This window comes from Caballeronia temeraria, assembly GCF_001544795.2.
Lineage (GTDB): Bacteria > Pseudomonadota > Gammaproteobacteria > Burkholderiales > Burkholderiaceae > Caballeronia > Caballeronia temeraria.
Window position 1 is genome coordinate 1 of the sequence record NZ_FCOI02000042.1, and the last position, 25,100, is coordinate 25,100.

At 61.7% G+C, this 25,100-nt stretch carries 20 protein-coding genes, 3 pseudogenes and 1 other annotated feature; of the genes and pseudogenes, 16 read left to right on the forward strand and 7 right to left on the reverse strand.

Going from position 1 to position 25,100, the window contains the following annotated elements; genetic code table 11:
* The first annotated feature begins 146 nt into the window (after nt 1–146).
* Together AWB76_RS34205 and AWB76_RS34210 are read left to right on the forward strand one after the other, a co-directional pair.
* A complete protein-coding gene (locus tag AWB76_RS34205) occupies nt 147–1,121 on the forward strand; it encodes a zinc-binding dehydrogenase (RefSeq protein ID WP_061164567.1) in 975 nt (324 codons plus the stop codon).
* A 52-nt stretch (nt 1,122–1,173) separates the two neighbouring features.
* Nucleotides 1,174–1,479, forward strand: a complete 306-nt coding sequence (locus tag AWB76_RS34210; protein WP_061164527.1) for a putative quinol monooxygenase — start codon at nt 1,174–1,176, stop codon at nt 1,477–1,479.
* Between the two features lie 149 nt (nt 1,480–1,628).
* Here AWB76_RS34210 and AWB76_RS41280 read toward each other — a convergent pair whose 3' ends face one another.
* Nucleotides 1,629–1,844 carry a hypothetical protein gene (locus AWB76_RS41280; RefSeq protein WP_157696269.1) on the reverse strand — a complete coding sequence of 72 codons (216 nt, stop codon included), beginning with the start codon at nt 1,842–1,844 and terminating at the stop codon, nt 1,629–1,631.
* 155 nt (nt 1,845–1,999) lie between these two features.
* Between AWB76_RS41280 and AWB76_RS34215 the strand changes: the two genes are divergently transcribed.
* The 3 genes and pseudogenes from AWB76_RS34215 to AWB76_RS34230 all read left to right on the forward strand — a co-directional run bounded on the left by AWB76_RS34215 (nt 2,000) and on the right by AWB76_RS34230 (nt 5,544).
* Entirely contained in the window at nt 2,000–3,043 is a 1,044-nt protein-coding gene (locus AWB76_RS34215; RefSeq protein WP_061164528.1) for an NAD-dependent epimerase/dehydratase family protein, read from the forward strand.
* A 99-nt stretch (nt 3,044–3,142) separates the two neighbouring features.
* Nucleotides 3,143–4,165: pseudogene (locus AWB76_RS34225) on the forward strand (IS3 family transposase).
* Nucleotides 3,445–3,561, forward strand: a sequence feature (AL1L pseudoknot). It overlaps the preceding pseudogene by 117 nt.
* A 218-nt stretch (nt 4,166–4,383) precedes the next feature.
* Entirely contained in the window at nt 4,384–5,544 is a 1,161-nt protein-coding gene (locus tag AWB76_RS34230; RefSeq protein WP_061164530.1) for an MFS transporter, read from the forward strand.
* Between the two features lie 516 nt (nt 5,545–6,060).
* Here AWB76_RS34230 and AWB76_RS34240 read toward each other — a convergent pair.
* From AWB76_RS34240 to AWB76_RS34255, 5 genes and pseudogenes are all read right to left on the reverse strand, one after another.
* Entirely contained in the window at nt 6,061–7,371 is a 1,311-nt protein-coding gene (locus AWB76_RS34240) for a PQQ-dependent sugar dehydrogenase (RefSeq protein ID WP_061164532.1), read from the reverse strand.
* Nucleotides 7,368–7,805: a DUF2231 domain-containing protein gene (locus tag AWB76_RS34245; RefSeq protein WP_061164533.1), complete on the reverse strand. Its 438-nt coding sequence runs from the start codon at nt 7,803–7,805 to the stop codon at nt 7,368–7,370. The genes AWB76_RS34240 and AWB76_RS34245 overlap by 4 nt, the downstream gene beginning before the upstream one ends.
* A gap of 527 nt (nt 7,806–8,332) precedes the next feature.
* A complete protein-coding gene (locus AWB76_RS34250) occupies nt 8,333–9,517 on the reverse strand; it encodes a porin (RefSeq protein WP_061164568.1) in 1,185 nt (394 codons plus the stop codon).
* Between the two features lie 81 nt (nt 9,518–9,598).
* Nucleotides 9,599–9,718, reverse strand: a pseudogene (locus AWB76_RS40540) (integrase core domain-containing protein); the annotation flags it as partial.
* 381 nt (nt 9,719–10,099) lie between these two features.
* A pseudogene (locus AWB76_RS34255) lies at nt 10,100–10,390 on the reverse strand (integrase core domain-containing protein); the annotation flags it as partial.
* Nucleotides 10,391–10,594: 204 nt separating this feature from the next.
* On the opposite strand from AWB76_RS34255, the gene AWB76_RS34260 reads away from it, so the two are divergent.
* From AWB76_RS34260 to AWB76_RS34310, 11 genes are all read left to right on the forward strand, one after another.
* Entirely contained in the window at nt 10,595–13,795 is a 3,201-nt protein-coding gene (locus tag AWB76_RS34260; protein ID WP_061164535.1) for a bifunctional diguanylate cyclase/phosphodiesterase, read from the forward strand.
* A 596-nt stretch (nt 13,796–14,391) separates the two neighbouring features.
* Nucleotides 14,392–15,624: an urea ABC transporter substrate-binding protein gene (locus AWB76_RS34265; protein WP_061164536.1), complete on the forward strand. Its 1,233-nt coding sequence runs from the start codon at nt 14,392–14,394 to the stop codon at nt 15,622–15,624.
* Nucleotides 15,625–15,696: 72 nt separating this feature from the next.
* Entirely contained in the window at nt 15,697–16,566 is an 870-nt protein-coding gene (locus AWB76_RS34270) for an ABC transporter permease subunit (RefSeq protein ID WP_061164537.1), read from the forward strand.
* Nucleotides 16,567–16,574: 8 nt separating this feature from the next.
* Nucleotides 16,575–17,657: an ABC transporter permease subunit gene (locus AWB76_RS34275; protein ID WP_061164538.1), complete on the forward strand. Its 1,083-nt coding sequence runs from the start codon at nt 16,575–16,577 to the stop codon at nt 17,655–17,657.
* Complete coding sequence (locus AWB76_RS34280; RefSeq protein WP_008348134.1) at nt 17,654–18,364, forward strand: ABC transporter ATP-binding protein; 711 nt, start codon at nt 17,654–17,656, stop codon at nt 18,362–18,364. Before AWB76_RS34275 ends, AWB76_RS34280 begins: the two co-directional genes overlap by 4 nt.
* A complete protein-coding gene (locus AWB76_RS34285) occupies nt 18,361–19,068 on the forward strand; it encodes an ABC transporter ATP-binding protein (protein ID WP_061164539.1) in 708 nt (235 codons plus the stop codon). Before AWB76_RS34280 ends, AWB76_RS34285 begins: the two co-directional genes overlap by 4 nt.
* A 12-nt stretch (nt 19,069–19,080) precedes the next feature.
* Nucleotides 19,081–20,067, forward strand: a complete 987-nt coding sequence (locus tag AWB76_RS34290; protein ID WP_061164540.1) for an acetamidase/formamidase family protein — start codon at nt 19,081–19,083, stop codon at nt 20,065–20,067.
* A gap of 81 nt (nt 20,068–20,148) precedes the next feature.
* On the forward strand, nt 20,149–21,303 hold the full coding sequence (locus AWB76_RS34295) for a transporter substrate-binding domain-containing protein (protein ID WP_061164541.1): 1,155 nt from the start codon (nt 20,149–20,151) through the stop codon (nt 21,301–21,303).
* Nucleotide 21,304: 1 nt separating this feature from the next.
* The gene (locus AWB76_RS34300) at nt 21,305–21,955 is read left to right on the forward strand and encodes an ANTAR domain-containing response regulator (protein ID WP_061164542.1); all 651 of its coding nucleotides are present in this window, start codon (nt 21,305–21,307) and stop codon (nt 21,953–21,955) included.
* A gap of 46 nt (nt 21,956–22,001) precedes the next feature.
* Nucleotides 22,002–22,766, forward strand: a complete 765-nt coding sequence (locus AWB76_RS34305) for an SDR family NAD(P)-dependent oxidoreductase (protein ID WP_061164543.1) — start codon at nt 22,002–22,004, stop codon at nt 22,764–22,766.
* 29 nt (nt 22,767–22,795) lie between these two features.
* Nucleotides 22,796–24,337 (forward strand): amidase, encoded by a 1,542-nt coding sequence (locus tag AWB76_RS34310; protein ID WP_061164544.1) that lies wholly within the window; start codon nt 22,796–22,798, stop codon nt 24,335–24,337.
* Nucleotides 24,338–24,667: 330 nt separating this feature from the next.
* On the opposite strand, the gene AWB76_RS39735 is transcribed toward AWB76_RS34310, so the two are convergent.
* On the reverse strand, nt 24,668–25,060 hold the full coding sequence (locus AWB76_RS39735) for a DUF3331 domain-containing protein (protein WP_074171470.1): 393 nt from the start codon (nt 25,058–25,060) through the stop codon (nt 24,668–24,670).
* Nucleotides 25,061–25,100 lie beyond the last annotated feature (40 nt).

Consider the following 25,100-nt stretch of genomic DNA (forward strand, 5'->3'; position numbering starts at 1 on the left):
TTTGGCACCATCAACGCGGCCAATCTGCGCCGCGCCCATGCCTTGCTCGAGAGCGGCAAGGCGCGCGGCAAGATCGTACTGTCCCGCTTTTGAGATTTTGAGGAACGCGCCGTGAAAACCAAAACTGCCGTCATATGAATGACACAATGAAAACTCTGCTTCTCCAACGCGCCGGGCCGGACTACACCCTGGCGCGGGCGAATGTTCCCACCCCCGCGCCAGCCGTGGGCGAAGTCCGACTGCGAGTGAGGGCCTCGAGCATCAACCCGGTGGACTTCAAATTCGCGCGCAGTGGCGCCGGCCTGACCATGCCCCACATCCTGGGCATCGATGCCGCTGGCGAGATCGATGCGGTAGGCCCGGATGTGACCGGATGGCAGCCAGGCCAGCGCGTGATGGCACTGACCAATCTGTATCGCTGGGGCGCCTATGCGGAGTACGTCATCGTCGACGCGAACGTATTGAGCCTTCTGCCGGACGAACTGTCGTTCGAGCGGGCTGCGACGCTCCCTTGCGCCGGGCTGACGGCCTGGCAGGCGGTGCACCTGAAACTCAAACTGCAACAGCCGGGCCGAACGGTCCTTATTACCGGGGCCGGCGGCGGCGTAGGCGGGTTTGCGGTGCAGATGTGCCGCCAGACCGGCGCGCGCGTCCTTGCTACCGCATCACGTTCGGTGGACCGGGTCCGCTTCCTGGGCGCCGATGAGGTCATCGACTACCGCCAGGGTGACGTACTTGCCGAGGCCATGCGCTTGACCCAGGGCCGCGGGGTCGATGCGGTAATCGATCTGGTATCGGCTGACTCGGCCACGGCCCTGCTGCCTTTGCTCCGCCACAACGGTGAGATGGTGTGCGTGGTCGGTCGTCCACAGGACAAGGACCTCCCGCCGTGGGAAAAAGCCATTTCGCTGCATGACGTGGCACTTGGCTTTGCCTACCAGCACGGAGACGCCGACAACCTGCGCGACATCGCGCGCGCAGGCGAAAGCTTGGCCCAATCGGTTGCGGAAGGACGCATCGATCCGCAGATTACCCGCATAATTTCGCTCGACGAGGTGCCGTCGGCATTGCGTGAGGCTCAAGCCGGACACACACAAGGCAAGGTGGTGATCAGGCTTTGAGCTGCCACCAGACTTATCTCACAGTTCAACCGTAAGATAGAAAGGAACCGTTATGACCATTGAAGTCATTGCCACGCTACAGGCCCGCCCAGAAAGGGAATCCGACGTCGAGGCAGCGCTACGCGTGCTGCTCACGCATAGCCGAAAGGAACCGGGCATCCGGCGCTACGACCTCTACCGCGATAGCACACGACCCACCACGTTCCACCTGATCGAGGCTTATGCAGACGAAGCCGCGCTGGAAGCGCACCGTGAGAGCGCTCATTATCTCAGGTATCGAGAGCAGGCCGGCGACTGGTTGATGGCTGCGCCAATGGTTGCCGTCCTCGACCCCGTTGCAGTTGCACGGGGTGAGTAATTCCCATGGACAACGGGACGATTAATCCGCGCGAAACCACGACGCCCCCAAAGCGGCAAGCACGCCGCATTCGGGTGCTTCGCCGCCAATGCCCGCGGTTGGCGCTCTTCTGCTGTGCGCCTTCGTCGGCGGCACTGGCTGGCAGCCGTTCAGCGCGCTGCAGGTGCGCGGCCGGCATCCGCAATCCATAGTTCGATCTGGTTCACCGGACCCGCGTGCAAAGGGCGGAAGTGGAACTGAAACCGATTGTTTGCACCACCGTCGACGCGGTAGTGGGCCGGTCCATCTTTAAAACGGCCATTGATCACGCTGCACTGAATGACCTTTGAAATGAATAAAGCTTTCACTTGAATTGCCCTTTCCACGCCAATTGTCGCGTGCCTATCATCCAATCTTTCATCTTTTATCTCGTCCGATCGCGCATGCTGGAAGGACTACTTGGACCATCCGGCCACGGTATCGATATCCATTGCGTTTCCCGGATCCATCATCCCGAGTACAACTGGCAGGAGCATTACCGATGACTAGCAAACATGTACTTATCGCGGGCGGTGGCGGAGTCGTGGGCCGCGCCGCAATCGACGCATTCGGTGGCGCCGGCTGGGAAATCACGACCCTTAACCGCGATGCGACAGCACCGGGCGATCACCGGCATCTGTCTGCGGATCTGCTTGTTCCAGAGAGCCTCGCGGCCCGCATCGATGTGTTCAAGACCGTCACGCATCTTTTCTATGCGGCCCTCAAGCCCAACGCCGATCCCGGCATCGAGGCAGACGAGAACGCTGTGATGCTGGAAAACGTCGTCGCTGCTCTGCGTAAGGCCGACGCGCCACTTGAGCGGATCATCTTCGTCCAGGGCGGTAAGGTCTATGGCGCACACCTCGGCGTCTACAAGACGCCGGCGCGCGAAGACGACAGCAGGCATTTCCCGCCCAACCTTTATTTCCGGCATGAGGACTACGCCCGCTCACTGGAACGCGAGGGATTGAAGTGGACTGCACTGCGCCCAGACATCGTCATCGGCCATTCGCTCCGCTCTGCGATGAACCTCGGGAACTTGATCGGCGTCTACGGCGCGTTGTGCCGGGAGACCGGAACGGCGATGCAGTTCCCCGGCCCCGACGTGGCCTATCGCGGGACGCTGATCAATGTGACGGGCGGCAGGGTGCTTGGCGATGCTGCCTTGTGGGCTGCACAGCAAGGTGCTGACGGCGCCTTTAACATCACTAACGGCGACGTGTTCCGATGGTCGCATGTCTGGCCGAAGCTGGCCGACTGGTTTGGCCTGGAAGTCGGTGAGCCGCAACCGATCTCGCTCGCACAGCGTCTAGCGGCGCTACGGCCGGCGTGGACGAATCTCGCCGGCGCGCACGGCCTGGCGGAGGCCAACCTCGACGGCATCGCGCTAGGTGCCTTCGGCGACTTCATCTTCCACGTGCAAACCGACGCGATTTTCGATGTCACCAAGGCGCGCCGGGCTGGCTTCAATGGAATGAACCAACGCTCTGACGAGGTGCTGCTGGCGCATCTGGAAGCCATGCGTGCGCGCAGGCTGATACCATAAAGACGATTGTCTTGAGGCGCCCAAAGAAACCCTCGCAGGCTGAACCGCCCCGGAAATGTAGGAGACTTTGGATCTTGGCTGTAATTGGAGATTTGAGGTATGGAAAGCGAAGGCAAGGTAAGGAAGCCTACCGGGACGCGATATTCGGATGAGGTGCGGGAGCGGGCGGTTCGGATGGTGTTTGAGCACCAACACGAGTACCAAACGCAGGGGGCGGCGATCCGCTCGATCGCCTCGAAGATGGGGATGTCGCGCGAGACGCTTCGCAACTGGATCATTCAGGCCGAGCGCGACCGTGGCCAACGAGCTGGCGCGACAACTTCGGATCTAGCGCGTCTGAAGGAACTGGAGCGCGAGAATCGTGAACTGCGCACGGCCAACGAGATCCTGCGTAAGGCCTCCGCATATTTCGCGCAGGCGGAGCTCGATCGCCGATCGAAGCCATGATCGCGTTCATTGACGAGCATCGCGACGTCTACGGTATCGAGCCGATCTGCCGCCTGCTGCCGATCGCGCCGTCGACGTATCACCGGCATGCCGGGCGGCGCAGCGATCCGGAGCAATGGCCAGCGCGAGCGCGTCGCGACGCGGAACTGAAGGCCCTCATCCGGGCGGTCTGGGACGAGAACTTTGGCGTGTATGGTGTGCGCAAGGTCTGGCGCCAGTTGCTGCGAGATGGCGTGAAGGTCGCGCGCTGCACGGTTGCGCGCCTGATGAAGGTGATGGGCCTCGAAGGTGTGCGGCGTGGGCGCCGGGTCAAGACGCCAGGCGTTGCACGATCGCCAGCCACCGCCCGGACTCATCCATCACAGCGATCACGGGTCGCAATACCTTAGCATTCGGTACACCGAACGTTTGGTGGACGTGGGCGTTGAACCATCAGTCGGAACTGTCGGCGACTCCTACGACAATGCTCTGGCCGAAACGATCAACGGCTTGTATAAGGCCGAAGTCGTGCATCGGCGTTCATGGCGTACGCTCCAAGACGTCGAGCTCGCCACGCTCGAATGGGTTCACTGGTATAACCACCATCGGTTGCTCGGCCCGCTCAGGTACGTATCGCCTGCGCAAGCAGAGGAAGTCTACAATCGGAATCTGGTGCGCTCTGCTCGCGCGGCGTAGCGCCAAACTCGGCGGTCTCCGACAAAGCCGGGGCGGTTCAGACCTCAATACCGACTACTTTAGCCGGCTCGACACCGGCAAAACCGTCCAACGCCTGCTCAAGCGGCTTGCCGATCTTGGCTACCACGCGCAGCCGGCTGCTTCACCATGAGCTGAGCGCTTCTTACCAGCCCCTATGAACTCCTTTTGAAACCGTCTCAAAATGGAATCGACTTCGCATGCAAGCTTATCTCGCAGTCGCGCTAGTGTTCATGATCAACATGGCAGGCACGACGCTGCCTACGGCGATCTACCATGATTACCAGAGGGCCTTCGGCTTTAGTTCGGCGACCATCACGGTGATCTTCGCGTCTTACGCGGTCGGTGTGATCGGCGCGCTGCTGACGATGGGAAACTGGTCTGATCAGCTCGGTCGCAAGCGAATGCTGATAACCGGTCTCGCGGCGTCTGCCGTCTCCGCCTTGACGTTTCTTTTTGCCGACTGCCTCGCCATGCTTCTGCTCGGACGCCTCATCTCAGGCGTTTCGGCGGGCATCTTTACGGGCACGGCGACTGTCGCTGTCATTGAATCGAGTCCGCCCGAATCGCGTGCGAAAGCGATGCTTGCCGCGACGTCATCGAACATGTTGCGACTGGGCTTCGGACCCGTGCTGAGCGGCGCGCTCGTCGAATTCGCGCCTTGGCCGATGCGTCTTTCCTACATTGCGCACATCGCCTTGCTGTCGCTCGCCGTGCTGTTGCTGCGCGGCTCACCGGAGACTGTGCGCGTTTCCGAGCATCCAAAGCTACGGATTCAGCGGCTCGCGCTTCCGCGTGGGGTGCGTGCCGCGTTCGTGCCCGTGGCCTTGTCGGGATTTGCGGGATTCGTCGTCATCGGCTTCTTCACCGCCGTGTCGCCGCAAGTGATGTGCGATGTGCTCGGCTACTGCAGCGGCTTGCTGATCGGGCTCGCGGTGTTTCTGATTTTTATCTGCTCGGCGATCGGGCAGGCGTTCGAGAGGCGCATCGCGCAACAATGGCGTCAACGTGTTGGTTGCGTTGCGCTCGTCGTCGGCTTGATGTGTCTAATCGTGTGTGCGAGTCAGCGCTCGACCATTGCGTTCTTGATCGGGACAATCCTTTGCGGAGTCGGGCAGGGTATTAGCTTCCGGGCGTCGTTGGGTGAGCTGTCGAATCGCAGCCCGGCCGAGCGCAAGGCCGAAGTGACATCCGCCTTTTTCGTGGTGCTCTACGTGGCGATATCCCTGCCGGTGATCGGGATCGGTATCGCGGTGCAAAGCCTCGGCATTTCGCGTGCGACGATAGCGTTCGCCGTGGTCACGATCGTCATCGTGCTGATATCGCTCGTGCTGCTGCGACGCGTCGAGAAGCCGCAGTGACGCGGATCATTGGGCACACTTGAAAACACTCAGAGACGAGAAATCGCCTAATACGACAGGGGCCGAGACGCGCTCGAGCCGAGTGCCCACCAACGCTTGCGCTGTCTTGCGATGGACCGTCAATGCCTTGAGTTGTTCCCGCTCCGACTCGCTCACCAAGAGTTCCGCCTTGGGTCTTCCGCTTATCGCCACCTCTCTGGAGTACGAGCCGTCCATCACGCCGTAAAACTGGCAGCGAATAAGCAAATGAATTTGTAGCTCGCGACACGCTGGGAAACGGCTTCCTGGCGCATGCCATTGGGGCGTTCAACGCGGAAGCGCGTGGTGGACAGATTCCGATTCCGCTAATGAGCTCGCGAGAAGTGTGCGAAATGGTCCTCGCTGGACAAGCGGATTTCGGACTTGTCGCAGAAGTCCGGTGCTCGACAATTCGTCACATGTCGGTTTGCGTGGCCCGTTTCTGACAGACGGAAGATTTGCCTTCCATTGCGTCGGCAACGGTTGAAAGCGCGGTGGTCATTGTGCCGTCACCCGCCACACGGTGTTGCCGACATCGTCCGCGATAAGCAGCGCGCCCTGCTGGTCCTGTGCCAGTCCGACCGGCGCGCCGTACAACACTTTCTCGTCGTCGGCGTGGAAGCCCGTGACGACGACCTTGGGCACGCCAACGGGTTTACCGTGCTGGAACGCAATGAACACGACCTCGTAGCCGCTGAGTGGCGAGCGGTCCCAACTGCCATGCTCGCTGACGAATGCGCCCCCGTGGTAGGCCGACGGCAGCGCGTTGTTTGCGGAGAACAGCAGCCCCAGCGCGGCGACATGCGAGCCCAGAGCATAATCCGGTTTGAGCGCCTTCGCGACCAGGTCCGGTCGCTGCGGCACGACGCGGCGGTCCACGTTCTGGCCGTAGTAGCTGTAAGGCCATCCGTAGAATCCGCCTTCCTGCACGGAGGTCATGTAGTCCGGCACCAGGTCTGCGCCGATCTCGTCGCGTTCGTTGACGATGGCCCAGAGCTTGCCACTCTCCGGTTCCCACTGCAGCCCTGTGGGGTTGCGCAGACCAGCAGCGTAGATGCGGCTGGCACCGGTGGCTGCGTCCACCTCGAGCACATTCGCGCGCCGGTATTCGACTTCCTGCCCATTCTCGGTGATGTTGCTGTTGGAGCCCACGCCGACGTACAGCTTCTTGCCATCCGGGCTCGCCAGCAGGGCCTTGGTCCAGTGGTGGTTGATGGTGCGCGGCAGATCCGCCAACTCCACGCCCGGCGCCGTGATCTCCGTTACTCCCGCGTGGTAGGGGAATTTGACGATGGCATCAGTGTTGGCAACGTACAATGTGTCGCCGATCAGTTGCACTCCGAAAGGCGAGTGAAGGTGGTCGATGAAGACGTGCTGTTCCCATCGGCCGCCACCGGATTTCCGGCGAAGCAGGGTGATGCGGTTGCCGCCCTTGCCGCCTTTGCCTGAGCGATCCTTGACCTTGCCGGCGATCAGCTGCTTGGGGGTAGTGACAGGTTCCGTTCCCGGGCCATTGGCTTCGACCACGAGTACGTCGCCGTTGGGCAGCACGAGCAACTGCCGCGGATGCAGCAGACCGCCCGCGATCCTCTCGATCTTCAGCCCGGAGGCTACCTTGGGGCTTTGCCCCGCTCTCCAACCGACACCGGCGGGCACCTGCATGGGAGGTACCAGGAAATTGTGCGGAGCAGGCATCGGCGGGTTGTCGCCAGACTGCTGCGCGGCATCGAGCTTGGCGTTTCCGCTGCAGCCGGCCAGTACTGCGCCAAGGATCAGCACCAACGCGCAATCATAGGTGATGTTATTCATGCCGTACCTCCCTCGGCGGACGGCTGAACCGCCACGACCATGCGGCCGATGGCCATGAGGGTGACCGTGGCGGCCGAGAGCCAGACGCCGGCGGGCATCATCGCGTAGGCGTCGCGACTATGAACGAACGCGTTGAAGATCGCCGCGACGATCGCGAACAGGTTCAGCCAGAAGTCGAACCGGTCAGCGCGCAGAGCGCGGCGTCGGGACGTGATCCAGACCTGCGTGAGGTTTACCAGGCGCGGGACGACGGCGAACAGCAGGCCGAAGACGATGAGCCACGCCGCGCTCTTGCCCCACTGCATCGTGGCCGTGCGGAAATATAGAATGTCGAAGACGAAAGCGGCGACGAAGAAGCCGAACGGGATCGGATTGAGGACGCCGTAGACGGCGTTGGTAACGACGAAGCAATATGGGGGGGCAGGGGTGCTCATGGGTGCTCTCTCGATTAATGGAGTCGCCACTGCCCTTGAAAACAGTGGAAGCGGACCAGTGTCCACTTTCTCGCTTTAGTTGCAGCACACGCAGACCCGCTCAATACGCTGGCTACGTGGGTGCAATTCCGAACTACGATGCGCCCTGGACCGCTTGCAGCCGGTTCACGATGCCGTCGAAGAACTGCACGTGGCGGATCAGGATACGGACAGCCCGGTGAAACGAAACTCTGTCAGGGCCGGCGGCAGTCTGCGTTGACCATCCACGCAAGGACGCCAAAGCCGGACAGCCGGCCAGCTCCCACAGGAATTGCTTTGGCTTGGGAAAGTCATGTTTAGCTCGTTCTCCATTGCTATGCGATTAGACGGGCGATGCCATGTACCAGGTCGTTCACAGAATTGCTGCCCGCTTATTTAGGCGGTCTCTCTTTATCTGCTGACGAGCCAAGCACTTTCGGCGGACCGTATCGCTGTCCTTTTATAACCATCCAACGCGACGTCGGCGTGAAGGGGAGTCCGCCTCCCGCTTAGAAGCGGGTTAACATGCCGACCGCGCCCATCACCTGATTATTTGTCGCTGAGAAACCGCCGGCGTTGTACATCACTGCGGTATTTTGGTTACCTATCGCGTGTTGGTACATTGCTTCAGCGTACAGTTCCGTACGCTTCCACAGCGAGTAGCGCGCAATCGCGTTGATCTGGTTCCACTTTGGTTCGGAGCCGACGTTTGACTTGCTCGTGCCGTTCAGATGGGCGTGCGTATAGGTATCCATGAGGCCGAGAGAGAGCGTCGGCGTCAGTGCGTACTTGACATTCAGTTCGTAGTTGTCGAAGTGAACCGAACCGTTCGACGCCGTTAGGCCGAAAGCGGATGTATTCTGGTACTGGCTATGCGTGTAGACGAAGTTGACCGCTGCCGGGCCGAACGTATAGCCGATGCCTGCACCCACCGTGCGTTGCACGTCCGCCGAGAGGTTGCCGCCGCCCGCGGTCGACTTCAACTCGCTCGGGTCGGCCGCGACGCTCTGATTTACTGCTCCTGCAGGGTTGCTCGCCGCCGCCGAGCCGTTGATCTGGAGGTAGGCCGCGGCCAGCCGCAACGCGCGGTTGCTGTAGCTCGCGCCGACGCTGTATGCGCGATCGACGGTGAAGCTGGTGCTGTTGCTAAACGCGTACATGCCGCCGAACTTGAAGCCGGCGTAGTCGTCGCTCGAAAACTTCACCGAGTTGCTGAAGCGGACAGAATGTTGCAGGTTGTCGTTGTCGTACACGTGCGCGAAACCCGAGTCACCGAACGTGCCGGCCGTGCCGGACAGGGGCGCAACGAAGTCGACCATCGAGTCATACTGGCGTCCCATGGTGATGGTGCCATATTGGTTGCTGCTCAACCCTACATACGCTTGACGGCCAAAGAGGCGGCCACCTTGGCCGAGTGCGCCGTTGTTGAGGTTGTAGCCGCTTTCTAGCACGAAAACAGCGCTGAGACCGCCACCGAGATCTTCCGCACCGCGCAGACCGAACCGGCTGCCGCTGAGATTGCCGCTCGTGACTGCGACGCGCCCGCTGCCTTGGCTGGGGACACCGTTCTGAACATTATTCGTATAGGCTATGCCAGCGTCGAGCAGCCCGTAGAGGGTGACCGAACTCTGCGCGTTGGCCGCGGACGCTGCTAAAGCTGTGTTGACGGCGACGGCAATACAGAACTTCTTCATGATCATGAAAATAGAATCCAAGATTTTGTTCAAGGAGAAGCGGCGCTAGTCTACAAAGCCGCGTCCGGGACACCAGCCAAAGCATTCGTCTTGGAACTTGCCGTTGAAGTTTTCTTCCGAGCCGCTCTGCCAAGGCTTGCCGGGATCGTTGAGCGCCATGTCGATACCGTTCTGTGCGGACCACTTCAGATCGCTGAGTGAACTCGTCGGGCGTCATATAGACCAGGCTCGGAGTGCGGCCAGATGGCATCGTAGTGAATCTGACATTTAGCAATCCTTCTTGATCAGCGCCGGACTCGGAGGGGCGACATTAGCGTAGTTTTGCGCGAGGAGGCCGAACAATTTCCTGGCGGCGCCACCTAGCGCTAGCATCCACCATCCGCGACAAAGCAGTTCGTCCATCGTTTGGCTTCCCAGGCAGATCTCCCGCATCCGCTAACACGGCGCGTGCTATCTCTAGTTGATCAAGCCTACGCACGCGAGGCACGCACTTCTTTCGAGTTCCTGCCCAAAAGTGTCGGTATTCTGCTTACGTTGGTGGCTAGTTGTTGGCGCCGATGCAAAACTAACGTCTTCGCACCGTTCTTGGAGAATGGCGTTGATTGCTTCAGTTGAACATAACCGCTGCTTGGACTTGTCGGGCGTCAAGGTATGCCAGGCTCAATGCGGCCGGATGGCATTGTAGTGACGCCTCCACGGCTTGATCACGACTTCCCCTTCCGGGCGGGTTCGGAACCATTCAAAGCCAAGACGTTCATCCCGGAACTCGCCGTTGAACCTTTCTTCCGCGCCGTCCTGCCACGGCTTGCCGGGATCGCTGAGCGCCATGTTCATGCCGTTGTGCGCAGCCCACTTCAGGATAGCCCGCGAGAGGATTGACTTTCTGGCACTAAACGCGTGCATGACCATGCACTTCTTCGGGGCCAACCGCCGCACTAAAACTTTAATTAAAGGTTAATTTTGGCGAGCCGTAAGAGGCGTAATAGATAGGTGGGCAAACGCGATCGCTGGCGGCCATTCGCTGCCCTGTAAGCCCGCCTGCACGACTTTTCTCGCACGTTTCCAAACGTCTCGCCCATGAAACGGAATCCTTTCTTCAAGCTGCTCGCGCGTTTGCGCGTGGGGCACAAGTTGCTGCTCATTTACCTGCTTGATCTGAGCGCGGTGATCTATATCAGCGGGATTCTGATCCACGAAAAGTATCTGGCGATTGATTTCTCAAACAAGGAGATTGTCGGCAACGCGTACGTTCATGAGGTGGAACATAGCATCACGTCCATCGCGATGGCGGGCGCGGGCAAACCACCGACGGCGGCGCAACTCGATGCAGAGGTCGACAAGCTCGTCCGTGCCGAGCAGCAATACGGCGCGCAGATGGGAAGCGCAGGGCCCAGCAACGCGCTGCGGACCGCTCTCCAGACGATGGCGCACGAGCGTGAACTCAGGATCGCGTCGACGGACCAGGCGCTGACCGCCTCCCGCGATTTGATAACGCGCATCGGTAATCAGTCGAACCTGATTCTCGACCCGGATCTCGACAGCTACTACGCGATGTCGCTCTCGATCTTGCGCTATCCCGCACTGCTGACCGCGGTGAACAGCATCGGCCGCCATCTGCACGACGGCGTTCACGCGCGCTCCCGAGAGGAACTGCGTTCGCGTTATCTGGTCCTCGAAGGGCAACTCGACGGGGTCATGCAGGGGTTGCGGTCGGACTACGCCGAGGCGGGCGCGGCCAATCGTCAATTCGAGCGCACGCTTACCCCGTCGTTCGATCGAATGCGCACTGCCGTCGAGGCATTCAGGCATGCGGCGCGGGTGGTGGTGGACGACAACGTGGCGCCAGATGCAGCGGTGCTGATGATCGTCGACAGCGCGCAGCAAGCGCTCGTCCAAAGCGTAGACGACCTCTGGCGCGATACCGGCGAGCAACTAGACGGCCTGCTTCGCGCGCGCGTCCAAGCCCTGTTTTCGCGCATGTGGCTGCATTTGGGCACTGCGCTCTTCTTGCTGTGCGCCATCCTGACACTGGTTTATTGCGTCGCGCAGCAGATTTCGTCGCCGCTACGCAAACTCGCGCGCGTAATGGATGTGGTGCGCCGTACCGGCGATCACACGAAGCGCGCCGACTGGGACAGTCATGACGAGATCGGCCAACTCGTGCGCGGCTTCAACGAAATGCTCGCGCAACTCGACCGCGAACGCGTCGTGCAGAAGGAATTGGCGGCAACCGCCCGCGCGTCGGCCGCCCAATCAGCGCTCGTTGAAGCCACGCCCGTGCCGATGGTCGTCACCGCTATTCCCGGCCACGAGGTATTGCACGCGAATGCGCCGGGACTCTTCTGGCTCAATGGAAGCAGCGCCGATCCGTGGGCCCAGGGCCTCGACTCCGCCACCCGCGCGCGCTTCTTCCAGCAACTTTCAGACCGGGAAGCCATCGACGAATTCGAAGTTCACTGGAAAGCCACCGCTCAGCCGAGCTGGGCGATGTTGTCTGCGCGTCGTCTCGACTTCCAGGGACGCGACGCCATTCTCACCGCCTTCACGCCGATCAATCAGATCAAGCTCATGGAGCAGCGGCTGGAACTGTGGGGCAAGGTGTTCGAGGCATCGTCCGAGGCGATCGTCATCCTGAACGCCGAGGCGCGTCTGCTCACCGCGAATCCTTCGTTCTTTCGCGCGACCGGGTACCGGATGGACGACGTGGCGGGCAAGCCGCCCGCCTTCATCGACACCCAGGCGCAGGAAGACGAAAACGGTTCGCTGGGTAACCTTCTGCAACGCGTCGGGCGCAGCAGCACGTGGCACGGCGAAGCGCAAATAAGCCGCCGCGAGGGCGGTGATTATCCGGCGTGGCTCATGATCAGCGCGGTACACGACAAGCGCGGCACCGTATCGCATTACATCTGCACGCTGATCGACATCACGGACCGCAAGAAGAGCGAGGCGCGCATTCAGTTTCTCGCACAGCACGACGTGCTCACCGAGTTGCCCAACCGCGCACTCTTTGCCGCAAAGCTTGGGGTGGCCATCGCAGCAGCGCAGCGAACACGGCAGCGCGTCGCGGTGCTGTTCATCGATCTTGACCGCTTCAAGAACATCAACGACTCGCTCGGGCATCACATCGGTGATGGCTTGTTGCGGTCCCTGTCGCGACGCCTGCTCAATGCGGTCGGTACCCACGACACCGTGAGCCGCCTGGGCGGAGACGAGTTCACGGTACTGCTCAACGGAGTCGGCCACGCGAGCGAGGTGGCGCGCAGCATCGAACAGCGGCTACTCCCGCTGCTTCGGGAGGCGCATGAAGTGAGCGGGTTGACACTTCAGGTTGCGAGCAGCATCGGCGTCGCACTGTACCCGGACGATGGCGAAGACATCGACACATTGATGCAGAACGCCGACGCCGCGATGTATCAGGCTAAGTCTGCCGGACGAAATCAGGTCAAGTTCTTCTCGGCCGACATGGCGGAGCAGGCGCGTCATCGCCTCACGCTGGAAACGGGTTTGCGCACGGCGATTGAGCTCGGCGAGTTGCGGCTCGAGTGGCAGCCATGCATCGAGGCACGGTCCGGCGCGCTCGCGAGCGTCGAAGGACTGCTGCGCTGGAAGAGCTCGGTTTTGGGTGAAATCGGTCCGGCGGTGTTTATCCCGGTGGCGGAGGACACGCGACTCGTCGTTCCCATTGGCGCGTGGGTGATCGAGGAAGCGTGCCGACAGCTCGCCGCCTGGCGCGACGAAGAGGGCCTCGAGATACGCGCGTCGGTCAACATTTCGGCGATCCAATTGCGCGAGCCGGGGCTCGTTGCGGCGCTTGGCAAGAGTCTGCTCGCGCATGGCGTACCGCCGCATTGCCTGGAACTCGAAATCACCGAGACGGTTCTCATGGATGGCGCCGAACACTACGCGCAAGCCATTCACGCGCTTCGCGGGCTCGGCGTCAAGCTCTCGCTCGACGACTTTGGCACCGGCTACTCGAGTCTCAGCTATCTGAACCGTTTTCCGCTCGACCGCCTGAAGATCGACCGCGCGTTCGTGCGAGACATGCTCGACGCGTCCGCTGATCTTGCCATCGTCAAGGCGATCGTCGATCTTGGGCATGAGCTCGGATTGCGCGTGGTGGCCGAAGGTGTGGAAACCCGCCATCAAGCGCAGGTATTGCGAAAGATCGGCTGCGATGAGTTGCAGGGCTTCCTGTTCGCCCCGGCGATCCCCGCCGAAGAACTAGTGCTGTGGAATAGGGCGCGGCAAGACGAGGCTCTCGATGCTTCGCCGGCTTGAGGCTATCCCATCGTCACACGCGAGTCTCGACTAGCCATTCACCAGGGCCGGCATACCGAATCCCGGTAGTGCGTGAGGATGAAGCGCGCGACGTCATCGGAATGATAGACGCGAATCATTCACCCCAGCGAGCGGCAAGCCGTGACTCGCGGCGACTTTTTGCCTCTCCCTTCGAATCATGACGAGCGTGCCAATTTCAGAAGATGTCCGCAAAGAAGCACTAGGCGATCAACCAACTGAAAGTTCAGCCCCTGTCAGGTCGACCGGGCGCGTTGACCGCGCCAGCAGCTTTCGTCGCGCGACCGCTTCGATCCGAGCGAGCGCGTCCCTGAACACGCCCACCAGTCGGCTATCGTCCGCAATTTGGGCGGGGGCCAAAAAAACTTCCGTGCCATTTCGCCATCCGGCGATTTTTGACGACTGTTGACAAGCAAAAATTTGAAGCATTAGACTCGGTCTCATACCTCGCGGCCTGACAAAGATGTCCGCCCGAGGATCCGGCACAGAAGCCCCCTGACGAACCCGCGGTTCGTCAGGGGGCTTTTTTTTGTCCGCGTTTTCCCCCCTGTTCTAGCGCTCATTTCTGGAGAATCCGCATGTTGCTGAAGCCGTTGGGCTGGATGCGTCTCGCCCTTACCGCAGGACTTGCACTGACTTCGCTCGCATCGAGTGCCGCCGATCCCGTGAAAATCGGCCTGCTGGAAGATGCCTCGGGAAACTTCGCACTGGCGACCATTCCGAAAATTCACGCCACTCAACTCGCAGTCGATGAGATCAACGCGAAGGGCGGCATCCTCGGACGTCCGGTCTCGCTGATCGCCTACGACACGCAATCCGACAACACCAAGTTCCAGGAGCTCGCACGGCGCCTCGTCCAGACCGACAAGCCCGATGTGATCTTCGGCGCATTCTCGAGCGCATCGCGGGAAGCGATTCGGCCGATCATGGACCGCGCGCATCAGCTTTACTGGTACGACAATCAGTACGAAGGCGGCGTGTGCGATACCAACACGTTCGTCACGGGCGCCGTCCCCGAGCAGCAATTCTCGACGCTGATCCCGTGGATGATGCAGAGGTACGGCAAGAAGGTGTACACCATCGCCGCCGACTATAACTTCGGGCAGATTTCCGCCGAGTGGGTCCGCAATATCGTCAAGGAGAACGGCGGTACGATGGCCGGCGAGGAATTCATTCCGCTGTCCGTATCGCAGTTCGGGCAGACGATCCAGAATATCCAGAAGGCGAAGCCGGACTTCGTGGTGACGCTGCTGGTCGGCGCAAATCAGGCGTCGTACTACGAACAGCAGGCGTCGGCCCATCTGAATCTGCCGATGGCGAGTTCGGTCAACGTCGGTCAGGCGTACGAACACAAGCGCTTCAAACCGCCTGCGCTGAAGGACATGTACGTGACGGCGAACTACGTGGAAGAAGTCGATACGCCTGCCAGCAACGACTTCAAGAAGCGCTTTCATGCGAAGTTCCCGAACGAGCCGTACATCAATCAGGAAGCAGCTAACGCGTACGACGCCATCTATCTCTACAAGGCCGCCGTCGAAAAAGCCAAGACGACGAATCAGGACGCGGTGCGCAAAGCGCTCGAAACCGGCATTTGCACGGAAGGCGCGCAAGGTAAGGTCTGTATCGATCCGAAGAGCCATCACGCGAGCCACACCATTTACCTCGTACATGTGAAGGACGATCACTCGGTCGATATTCCGAAGGTCTGGGACGACGTCCAGCCGTACTGGCTCGGCAAGGTGGGCTGCGATCTGCCCAACAAGCCGGATCATCGGCAGTACACGCCGTCGAATCTGCCCAAGAAGTCCTGATAGTTCTGATCCGGGCCGGCGCGCGCGCCGGACATGACGGGCGCGCGCGGGTCTTTTGAACGTGGAGCATGCATGGCCACCTTTTCGGTTCTCTATTCGCTCGTCTATCAGTTCGGCGACAGCTTTGCCTATCTGGTGCTCGCGGCGCTCGGTCTCGCGGTGATCTTTGGCATGATGGGCGTCATCAATCTCGCGCATGGTGAGTTCATCATGTGCGGCGCATACGTGACGATCATCGCGGCCAAGCGCGGCTTGCCGCTTCCTCTCGCCATGCTGCTCGGCGCGCTCGCGGCGGCGCTCGCGGGCGTGGTGATCGAACGGCTTGTGATTCGTCACCTGTACGACCGTTTGTTCGACTCCGTCGTGGCGACGTGGGCAATCAGCCTCATCGTGCAGCAGACCATGCTGCTCGTCGCCGGACCTTCGATAGAAGGCATCGGCACGCCGTTCGGATCGTTCTCGCTCGGCGACTATTCGTTTTCGACGTACCGCGCCGTGCTGCCGGGCATCGCGCTGGCCATCCTGTTCGCGCTCTATCTGCTGTTCTTCAGGACGAACTACGGCGTCTGCGCCCGCGCGACGATCCAGAACGCCAGCATCGCGCAATGCCTCGGCCTGCGCACCGACCGTCTTTATACACTGACCTTCGCGCTCGGCGCGGGACTCGCGGGGCTGACCGGCGCGCTCTATGCCCCGACCATGACCGCCGTGCCGACGATGGGCAGCAACTTCATCGTGCAGGCGTTCGTGTCGGTGGTCGTCGGTGGCGCGAACGTGATCGCGGGGACGACGCCCGCTGCGGCAGTGCTCGCAGTCATCCAGACCGCGCTCACGGCCTCGTATGGTCAGTTGTTCGGTCAGATCGGCTTGCTGGTGACGGTCATCGTCGTGATCCGACTGATGCCGCAAGGTCTCGGCAACCTCTTTTCCCGCGCGCGCTAGGAGGCAACGTGAAGCAGACTAAAGAGCCTTCGCGGCTATCTCCGGCGAGTGCCACGACTCGCGCGGCGCACTACGTGCCCTGGCTCGTGGCGCTCGTGCTGCCGCTCGTCGTGGACGCCACCACGAGCGGCAATCTCGCGTACTGCCTGTTGTGGGCGTTCGGCGCAGTCGGCCTCGCCTCGATGTGGGGCTATGGCGGCATCCTGTCCTTCGGGCAGACCGCCTTCTTCGGATTGGCGGGCTACAGCTACGGCATCTTCACGCTCAATTATGGCGATGCCTGGTTCGATTCCTGGCTGGGTCTCGGCGCGGGACTGGTGGTCAGCGTCGTCGCGGCGACGCTGATCGGCTACATGATCTTCTATGGCCGCATCAAGGGCGTCTTTATCGGCATCGTCACGTTATCGGTGACGCTCGTGCTCGAAACGTTCATGTCGCAGACGGCCGGTCCGCAGTGGGCGATCGGCGAAGCGCGCCTGAACGGCTACAACGGCATGGGCGGCATGCCGCCGCTGACGATTCCCTGGCCGGGCGGATCGCTCACGCTGGAAAACGCGAGTTTCTACTACCTCGTGCTGATTCTGCTGATCGTCGTCTATGCCGCGATGCGCAGGCTGCTCGACGGCACGTTCGGCCTCACGCTCATCGCCATTCGCGAGAATCCGCAGCGCGCCGAGATGCTGGGCGTCGATATCCGCCGGCATCAGCTTCTCGTCTTCGTGCTCGGCTGCACGCTCGGTGGATTGTCGGGCGCCCTGTACACGATCTGGGGCTCTTACATCACGCCCTCGACGATGGGCCTCACCTCGGCCGCCATGCCCGTGATCTGGGTGGCGACGTCGGGCAGGAAGAGCATCGGCGGGACCATTCTCGGCACGGCGCTGCTCGTGTGGCTTTCGCAGAATCTCGCGGTGTACGGCAGCCAGTACGCGCTGATCCTGCTCGGCGCGATCCTGTTGATCGTCGTGCTCGCGGCGCCGGAAGGTCTGCTGCCGTTCGTCGCGAGGCATTTGCGGCGTCTTCAGGGCCGCGCGGCGCATGATGTACCTCGCGGCGGCGCATGTCTCAAACGGGAGGAGGGCAAGTCATGACCACGCTGCTGGAAACGCGCGGACTCAAGAAGCACTTCGGCGGCGCGCACGTCATCAACGGCATCGACTTCCGCATCGATGCAGGCGAGATCCGCTGCGTGATCGGGCCGAACGGCGCGGGCAAGAGCACGTTCTTCAAGCTGATCACGGGGGAGCATCGGCCGTCGGAAGGCAGCGTGATGTTTCTCGGTCAGGACATGAGTCATGTGCTGCCGCACGAACGCATCCGCATGGGCATGAGCATCAAGTTCCAGATTCCCGGCGTGTTCCCGGATCTGAGCGTGCGCCAGCATTTGCAGTTGTCGCTGCATCGCGCGAAGGACGATCGCCCCGAAAGCCTCGATGAGCTGTTGCAGCGTTTCATGCTGGAGAACGAGGAACATGTGCTCGCGCGCAATCTGTCGCACGGCAAGAAGCAATGGCTCGAAATCGCAATGGCCGTATCGCTGCGTCCGAAGCTGCTCTTTCTCGATGAACCCGTCGCCGGCATGTCCGTCGAGGAAACGCATGCGACCGGCGAACTCATCAAGCGTCTGTCGGCCGCGGGTCTCACGATGATGGTGGTCGAGCACGACATGACCTTCGTCAAGCAGATCGCGTCGCGCGTGACGGTGTTGCACGGAGGAAGCCTGCTCGCCGATGGCCCGCTCGACGAGATCCTCGCACGCGACGATGTCGCGGAAGTCTATTTGGGGAAGAAGAAATGAGCGCGTTGCTCCAGGTGTCGGGCGTGGAAGCGGGATACGGCGGCGGACGCGTGCTTAACGGCGTGTCGCTGAGCGTCGGGCCGGGCGAAGTGCTTGCGCTCATCGGGCGCAACGGCGTCGGCAAGACGACGCTGATGCGCGCGTTGATCGGTCTCATCGATCTCGATGCGGGGAGCATCGAACTCGATGGAGAGTCCATCGGCCACGAAAAGCCGTATGTTCGCGCACAGAAGGGCATGGGCTACGTACCGCAAGGCCGCGAGATTTTCGGTGCATTGACGGTCGCGGAAAACCTGCAGGTCGGCGCGCAGGCGAATCGCGCGCAGGCGGCGCAGATGAAGGACAAGGTGGTCGGCTATTTTCCGATTCTCAAGAAGCGCTACCAGCAGAAGGCGGGGACCATGAGCGGCGGCGAACAGCAGCAGCTTGCCATTGCGCGGGCGCTCATCAGTTCGCCGAAAGTGGTATTGCTCGATGAGCCGTCCGAAGGCATCCAGCCATCGATTGTCGATCTCATCGGCGAGACGCTTCAGCAGATCGCGCGTGAAACGGGCATCGGCGTGGTGCTGGTCGAGCAGGACATGGGGATGGTCGAACGCATCGCGACACGCTGCTGCGTGATGGACAAGGGCCGCATCGTCGAGACGCTGAGCCCCGCGCAGCTCGCGGACGAACAACTGATTCGCCAGTATCTGGCACTGTGACGGAGACGAAACATGAATTGGCTTGAAGACTCGATCATGATGAAGCGTGGCGTCGGCGCGGATCGTGAGCCGGTGGAGCACCATCTGACCGAGGAGATGCAGAAAACGTATCACTACACGATCGGGCCGTACTCGCAGCCGGTATTGCACGTGAAGCCGGGCGATCGCGTCGTCGTGGAAACGCGCGATGCGTTTGAAGGCAAAATCAAGGAGGAGACGGACAAGCCGTCCCAGGTGCTGCAGGTGCCGTTCCTCAATCCGCAGAACGGGCCGATCATGATCGAAGGCGCGGAGAAGGGCGATGTGGTCGCCGTGTACATCGAAAAGATGGCGCCGCGCGGCGACGATCCGCACGGCTTCTGCTGCATGATCCCGAACTTCGGCGGACTGACGGGCACGGACTACACCGCGCTCCTGAACGAGCCGCTGCCGGAAGTGGTGCGCAAGATCAAGATCGACGAAGAGAACGTGTACTGGAGCAAGCGCAACACGCTGCCGTACAAGCCACATATCGGCACGTTGAGTCTTTCTCCCGAAATCGATTCGATCAACTCGCTCACGCCCGATAATCACGGCGGCAACATGGACGTGCCCGACATGGGGCCGGGCAGCATCACCTACTTGCCAGTGCGCTCGCCGGGCGGACGGCTCTTCATCGGCGATGCTCACGCCTGCCAGGGCGACGGCGAAGTCTGCGGCACGGCCGTCGAATATCAGAGCACGACGACCGTGCGCGTCGATCTCATCAAGAAGTGGCAGATCGACTGGCCGCGCCTCGAAAACGAAGACGCGCTGATGAGTATCGGCAGCGCGCGGCCACTTGAAGACGCGACGCGCATCGCGTACCGCGAACTGGTGCTTTGGATGGCCGCGGAATACGGCTTCGACAAGTGGGACGCCTACATGATGCTGAGTCAGGTCGGCAAGGTTAGACTGGGCAATTTTGTCGATCCAAAATATACGGTTGGCGCAATGGTCGCCAAGCACTACCTCAAATAACGCGTCAGTCAGACGAATCCAAGGCAGTTGGTATCACGCGCGGAGCCGCGGTTCCGCGCGCATTCGGGAGCGTGTCACGAAATGGCTTTGTCCGATCCCATCCGAGTGGGCCTGCTGTGCTCGACGAGCGGCTCAACCGCCCTGCTCGAGCAGTCTCAATGGCGTGGTGCGCGCCTCGCCGTCGAAGAGATCAATGCGCGCGGCGGCATCGGCGGGCGCGAGCTCGTCGCGATTCACTACGATCCCGCGTCCGATCCGGCTGCGTTCCGCGAGCTTGCCGAGCGGCTGATCGTGAAGGACGGCGTCAATACGGTTTTTGGCGGTTACACATCGACGAGCCGCAAGGCGATGCTGCCCGTCGTCGAGAAGCACAATCGTCTGCTGATTTACGCGCAGATGTACGAGGGCTTCGAGTATTCGGACAACATCATCTACAGCGGCGCGTCGCCCAATCAGAACGGCGTGCAACTCGCGGACTTTATGACGGAAACATTCGGTGCGCGCGTGTATTTCGTCGGATCGAGCTATGTCTATCCGTACGAATGCAACCGCACGATGCAGGAGCTGCTGCTTCAGCATCCGGAAGGGGCGATCCTCGGCGAACGCTATCTCTCGCTCGACGCCACCCGCGAGCAGTTCGAACAGGTGGTCGTGGACATCCGGCGCAAGTCGCCGGACTGGATCTTCAGCACGGTCATCGGTGCGACCGTGCCGTATCTCTACGACGCCTACGCGCACGCGGACTTGGATCCCTCGCGCATGCCCATTGGCAGCCTGAACACATCGGAGACGGAAATCCACGCGATGCAGCGCGGCATCGCGGCAGGGCACATCACGGCGGCGCCTTATTTTCAGAGCATCGACACGGAAGAAAATCATCGCGCGGTGGCGCATCATCAGTCGCGCTACGGCTCGGATACCCCGACGGACATGAACTGGGAGGCTGCGTATTATCAAATGCACATGTTCGCCGAAGCCTACGCGCGCTCGGGCTCCGACGAGATCGGCGCGATCATGCCGCATCTGCTCGGCTCGGAATACGCTGCGCCGCAAGGCCGCGTGCGTATCGATCCGGTCAATCATCACATGGCGCTCTATCCGCGCATCGGCCGCGCGAATGCCGACGGCCAGTTCACGATCCTGCGCGAGTCCAAGTTCGCCGTCGGCCCCGATCCGTACATGACGCGTCAGACGCTGGGGGACTGGGTCACGAAGCTGAGCACGCGAGAGTACTGACGTGAGCGCCCGAACAGACAGAGGCCAGCGAAGCCTGACGGGTTCGATTCTCGAGCGCAATGCGCGCGTCGTCGTGTTTCATCCGGATGACGATGACGGACTGACGCTCACGAATCATCTCAGGCGCATGGGCTTTCAGGTCGAGCGATGCTGGCCGCCCACGGAAACCCTGCCCGAGAAGACCGATCTGGTGTTTCGCGCGTTGCGGCCCGAAGAGCGCGCGCCGAAAGGCGAGTGGAGCGGTCCGGATGCGCCGCCCGTCATCTGCGTGGTGGCGTACGAGAACCCGACGTTCATCGATCAGGCCATCAAGATGGGATCGGACGGCATCGTCACGACGCCGATTCGCGCCTCCGGTCTCTTGTCCACCGTCGTGATGGCGCTCTATCACGCGAGGCGTGCACGTCAGCATACGCAACGCATCGCGAGGCTCGAGCAGAAGCTGCTCGACAGCCGGCATCTGCAGGAAGCCAAGAACATTTTGATGATCATGCATCGCGTGAGCGAGCGCGAAGCGTACGACATGCTGCGCGCGCAGGCAATGGAAAAGCGCGTGACCATCGACGATATCTGCCACTCCGTCATTCAGGCCGGCGAAGTCCTGCAGATCGCGCGCGGTCTGGGAACGGAGGACGGGCGCGACCGGGAATGAGCGCGTCGTCCCGTCATTTTCATCGACATACAAAGGAGCGACGAGCATGGACCTGCAATTGAAGGGCTTGAAGGCGATCGTCACCGGCGGGACAAAGGGCATCGGTCTTGCGATTGCACGGACGCTGGCTGCCGAGGGCGCTGACGTGGCCATTTGCGCACGCGACGCAGCCAGTGTCGCGACGACTGCGACCGCGCTGTCGGAACTGAGCGGCACGCGGGCGTCGGGCGCGGCCGTCGATGTGTCGGATGGCGCGGCGCTCAAGGCGTGGGTCGAGCGCGTCGGTGCGGAGTGGGGCGGGCTGGACATCGTCGTGGCCAACGTGAGCGCGCTTGCCATCGGCAACGACATCGAATCGTGGCGCAAGGAGTTCGAGACCGATCTGCTCGGCACGGTGAATCTCGTCGACGCCGCCATGCCGTATCTCACCGCGAGCAAGGCCGCATCGATCGTCGCGATCTCGAGTGTGTCGGGACGCGAGATCGACTTCGCGGCCGGGCCTTATGGCGTATTCAAGGCGGCGCTCGTGCATTACATGCAGGGGCTCGCGAATCAGCTGGCATCGAAGGGAATTCGTGCGAATACGGTTTCGCCGGGCAACGTGTACTTCGAAGGCGGTGTGTGGGACTGGATCGAGCACAACGATCCCGCGCTCTTCGAACGCGCGCTGGCGCTGAACCCGACCGGGCGCATGGGCAAGCCACAGGAGATCGCAAATGCGGTGGCGTTCGTCGCGAGTCCGGCAGCGAGCTTCTTGAGCGGCGCGAACATCGTCGTCGATGGTGCGCTCACGCGCGGCGTACAACTCTGACTAACCGGGCAACTTAACGGGGGCATCGAATGGAAACACGCAGTGCGATCGACATCGATCTCGTCAACCTCACGGTCGAGAGCGTGCAGGACGGATTCCGAAACGGCAAGTTCACGGCCGAGCAACTGGCGCGTGCCTGCTTCGACTGGATCGAGCGCCATAACGGCACCTATAACGCGCTGATCTTTCTGAATCCGACGGCGCTCGACGATGCCCGCCGAATCGACGAACGGCGCGCGGCCGGTGAAGCTTTGGGGCCGCTCGCGGGCGTGCCGGTCGTCATCAAGGACCCGATGGACATGGTCGGCTTCCCGACCACCGCGGGATGGTCGAAGCTGTACAGCAAGACGGGCGGCGTCGATCTGATGCCCGAGCGCGATGCGCCGGTCGTCGCGCGCATGCGTCGTGCGGGCGCGATCCTGCTCGGCAAGACGAACGTGCCGATCCTGAGCCACACGGGGTCGCATGCCAACGATAGCTGGGCGGGTCCCACGATCAATGTCGCGATGCGCGACCGCGTGCCGGGCGGCAGCAGCGCGGGCACGGCGTCGGCGGTGGCATCGGGCATGGCGGTGCTCGGACTCGCCGAAGAGACCGGCGGATCGATCCAGAATCCCGCATCGGCGCAGGATCTCGTGGGCATCAAGCCCACCATCGGATTGGTGCCGAACGCGGGCGTGGTGCCGTTGTCGGGCAACCGCGATGTCGTCGGGCCGATCGCCCGCAACGTGCGAGACGCCGCGCTGTGTCTCGACGTGCTCGCCGGCTACACCAGCGAAGACCCGAAGACGCTCGCGAGCGTCGGCCGGCAACCGGAAGGTGGCTATACGGGCGCGCTGGACGCCAACGCGCTGCGGGGCAAACGAATCGGTCTGTACGGTCCCGGGTGGCGGAACCAGCCGTTATCGGATGAAGCGGCGGCGTTGTACGAGCGCGTGAAGGGCGAACTCGTATCGCTCGGCGCGACGCTGATCGATGATCCGTTTGAAGGTTCGGGCTTCGCCGATCTGCGCAAGACGACTGTGCCGCTTGCCAATTTCGATGCGCGCGGTCTCGAATCCATTCCCTACGATGTGGAGAAGTATCTCGAACGGCTCGGCACGGGCGCGGCGCTGAAGACCTTCGCGGAGTTCGCGCAGGCGACGCAGGACGAAAACGCATTCGGTCCGGACGGCGTATTGAACTTCATGCACAGCCTGGCGGATTTCAAGGCCGCGCTGGCGAATCCGTCGCTGCCTCCGGAGATGCCGGAATTCGTCGAACTGAAGGCGCGTTATCTGCGCATCTTCGAAAAAGTGTTCGGGGCGCAACGGCTCGATGCCCTCGTCTTCCCGCAGATGCGTTGCGAGCTTCCGGCGTTACACGGCAAAGACACCATTCAGGAGACGACCGTGGGAGAGATCAATATCGCGGGTCTGCCTGGCATTGCGGTGCCGGCGGGGTACTACGCGTCGGGCTCGCCGTTCGGCCTCATCTTCGTAGGCCGCCAGTGGGATGAAGGTGCCTTGCTCGCGTTGGCCTATGCGTATGAACAAGGCGCGGGCAAGCGGAAGGCGCCGGTGCTCGCTTGATGGGGGCTGCTTGCGCGTACGTCGAAACGGCTCGCCTTTGCGGATGGGCACGCGAATCCGCGCGAGCCGCCTTCGCAGCCGCGACAATTGATGACGAGTAGTATTCCCGCGCCGGATACAGCCGTGCCGGAGGCCATCGGCCACGCTGCTGATAAAAACGTCTGCGCCGCAGGTGTGATGGCTCACACTGCGGTCGCAGCAACGAGGGCCACCGCTTCATTCAGGCTTTCACGGCGAAGAAGCTGGGGCACGCTCTGCCATTTTTTGCGGAAGATGCCTGTCCGTCAAAATCTCCTGGTGCTTGATCCGTGCCCGATCAGAGCCGAACTGTCAGATCCTTCCTTCCACGCAGACAGTTTCCAGCACTGCGGCCAGAATCATGGCTTCGACGTTTCGTGGTGCAGGGTGAACACGTCTGGGTCGATATACGGCGTCGCCTCTCGCAATGTTCTGGCCACTCAGGGAGCAGACCCCGACTCTCTTCGCGGTGCCGCGCCGCCATAGCTGTGCGCCGTAGAAGCAGGAGGTCGAGTCGCTCCACGCAACAGTTGCCGTGGTCGGACTATCACGTTCGAGGAGCCGGATGACACATTTCCCAAAGTAGCTTTCCCCGCGCATCGGCCGGACACGACTGGTCACAATGGGCACACGCATGTCGCCTTCGCCCGGTAAGAGGGCCATCGTTGGTTGCGTCGTTCTGTGATCTCCAAAAGGAGCTTGCATGATGCGGTTCCTCGATTCTCATCCGACGAAACAGGGACAT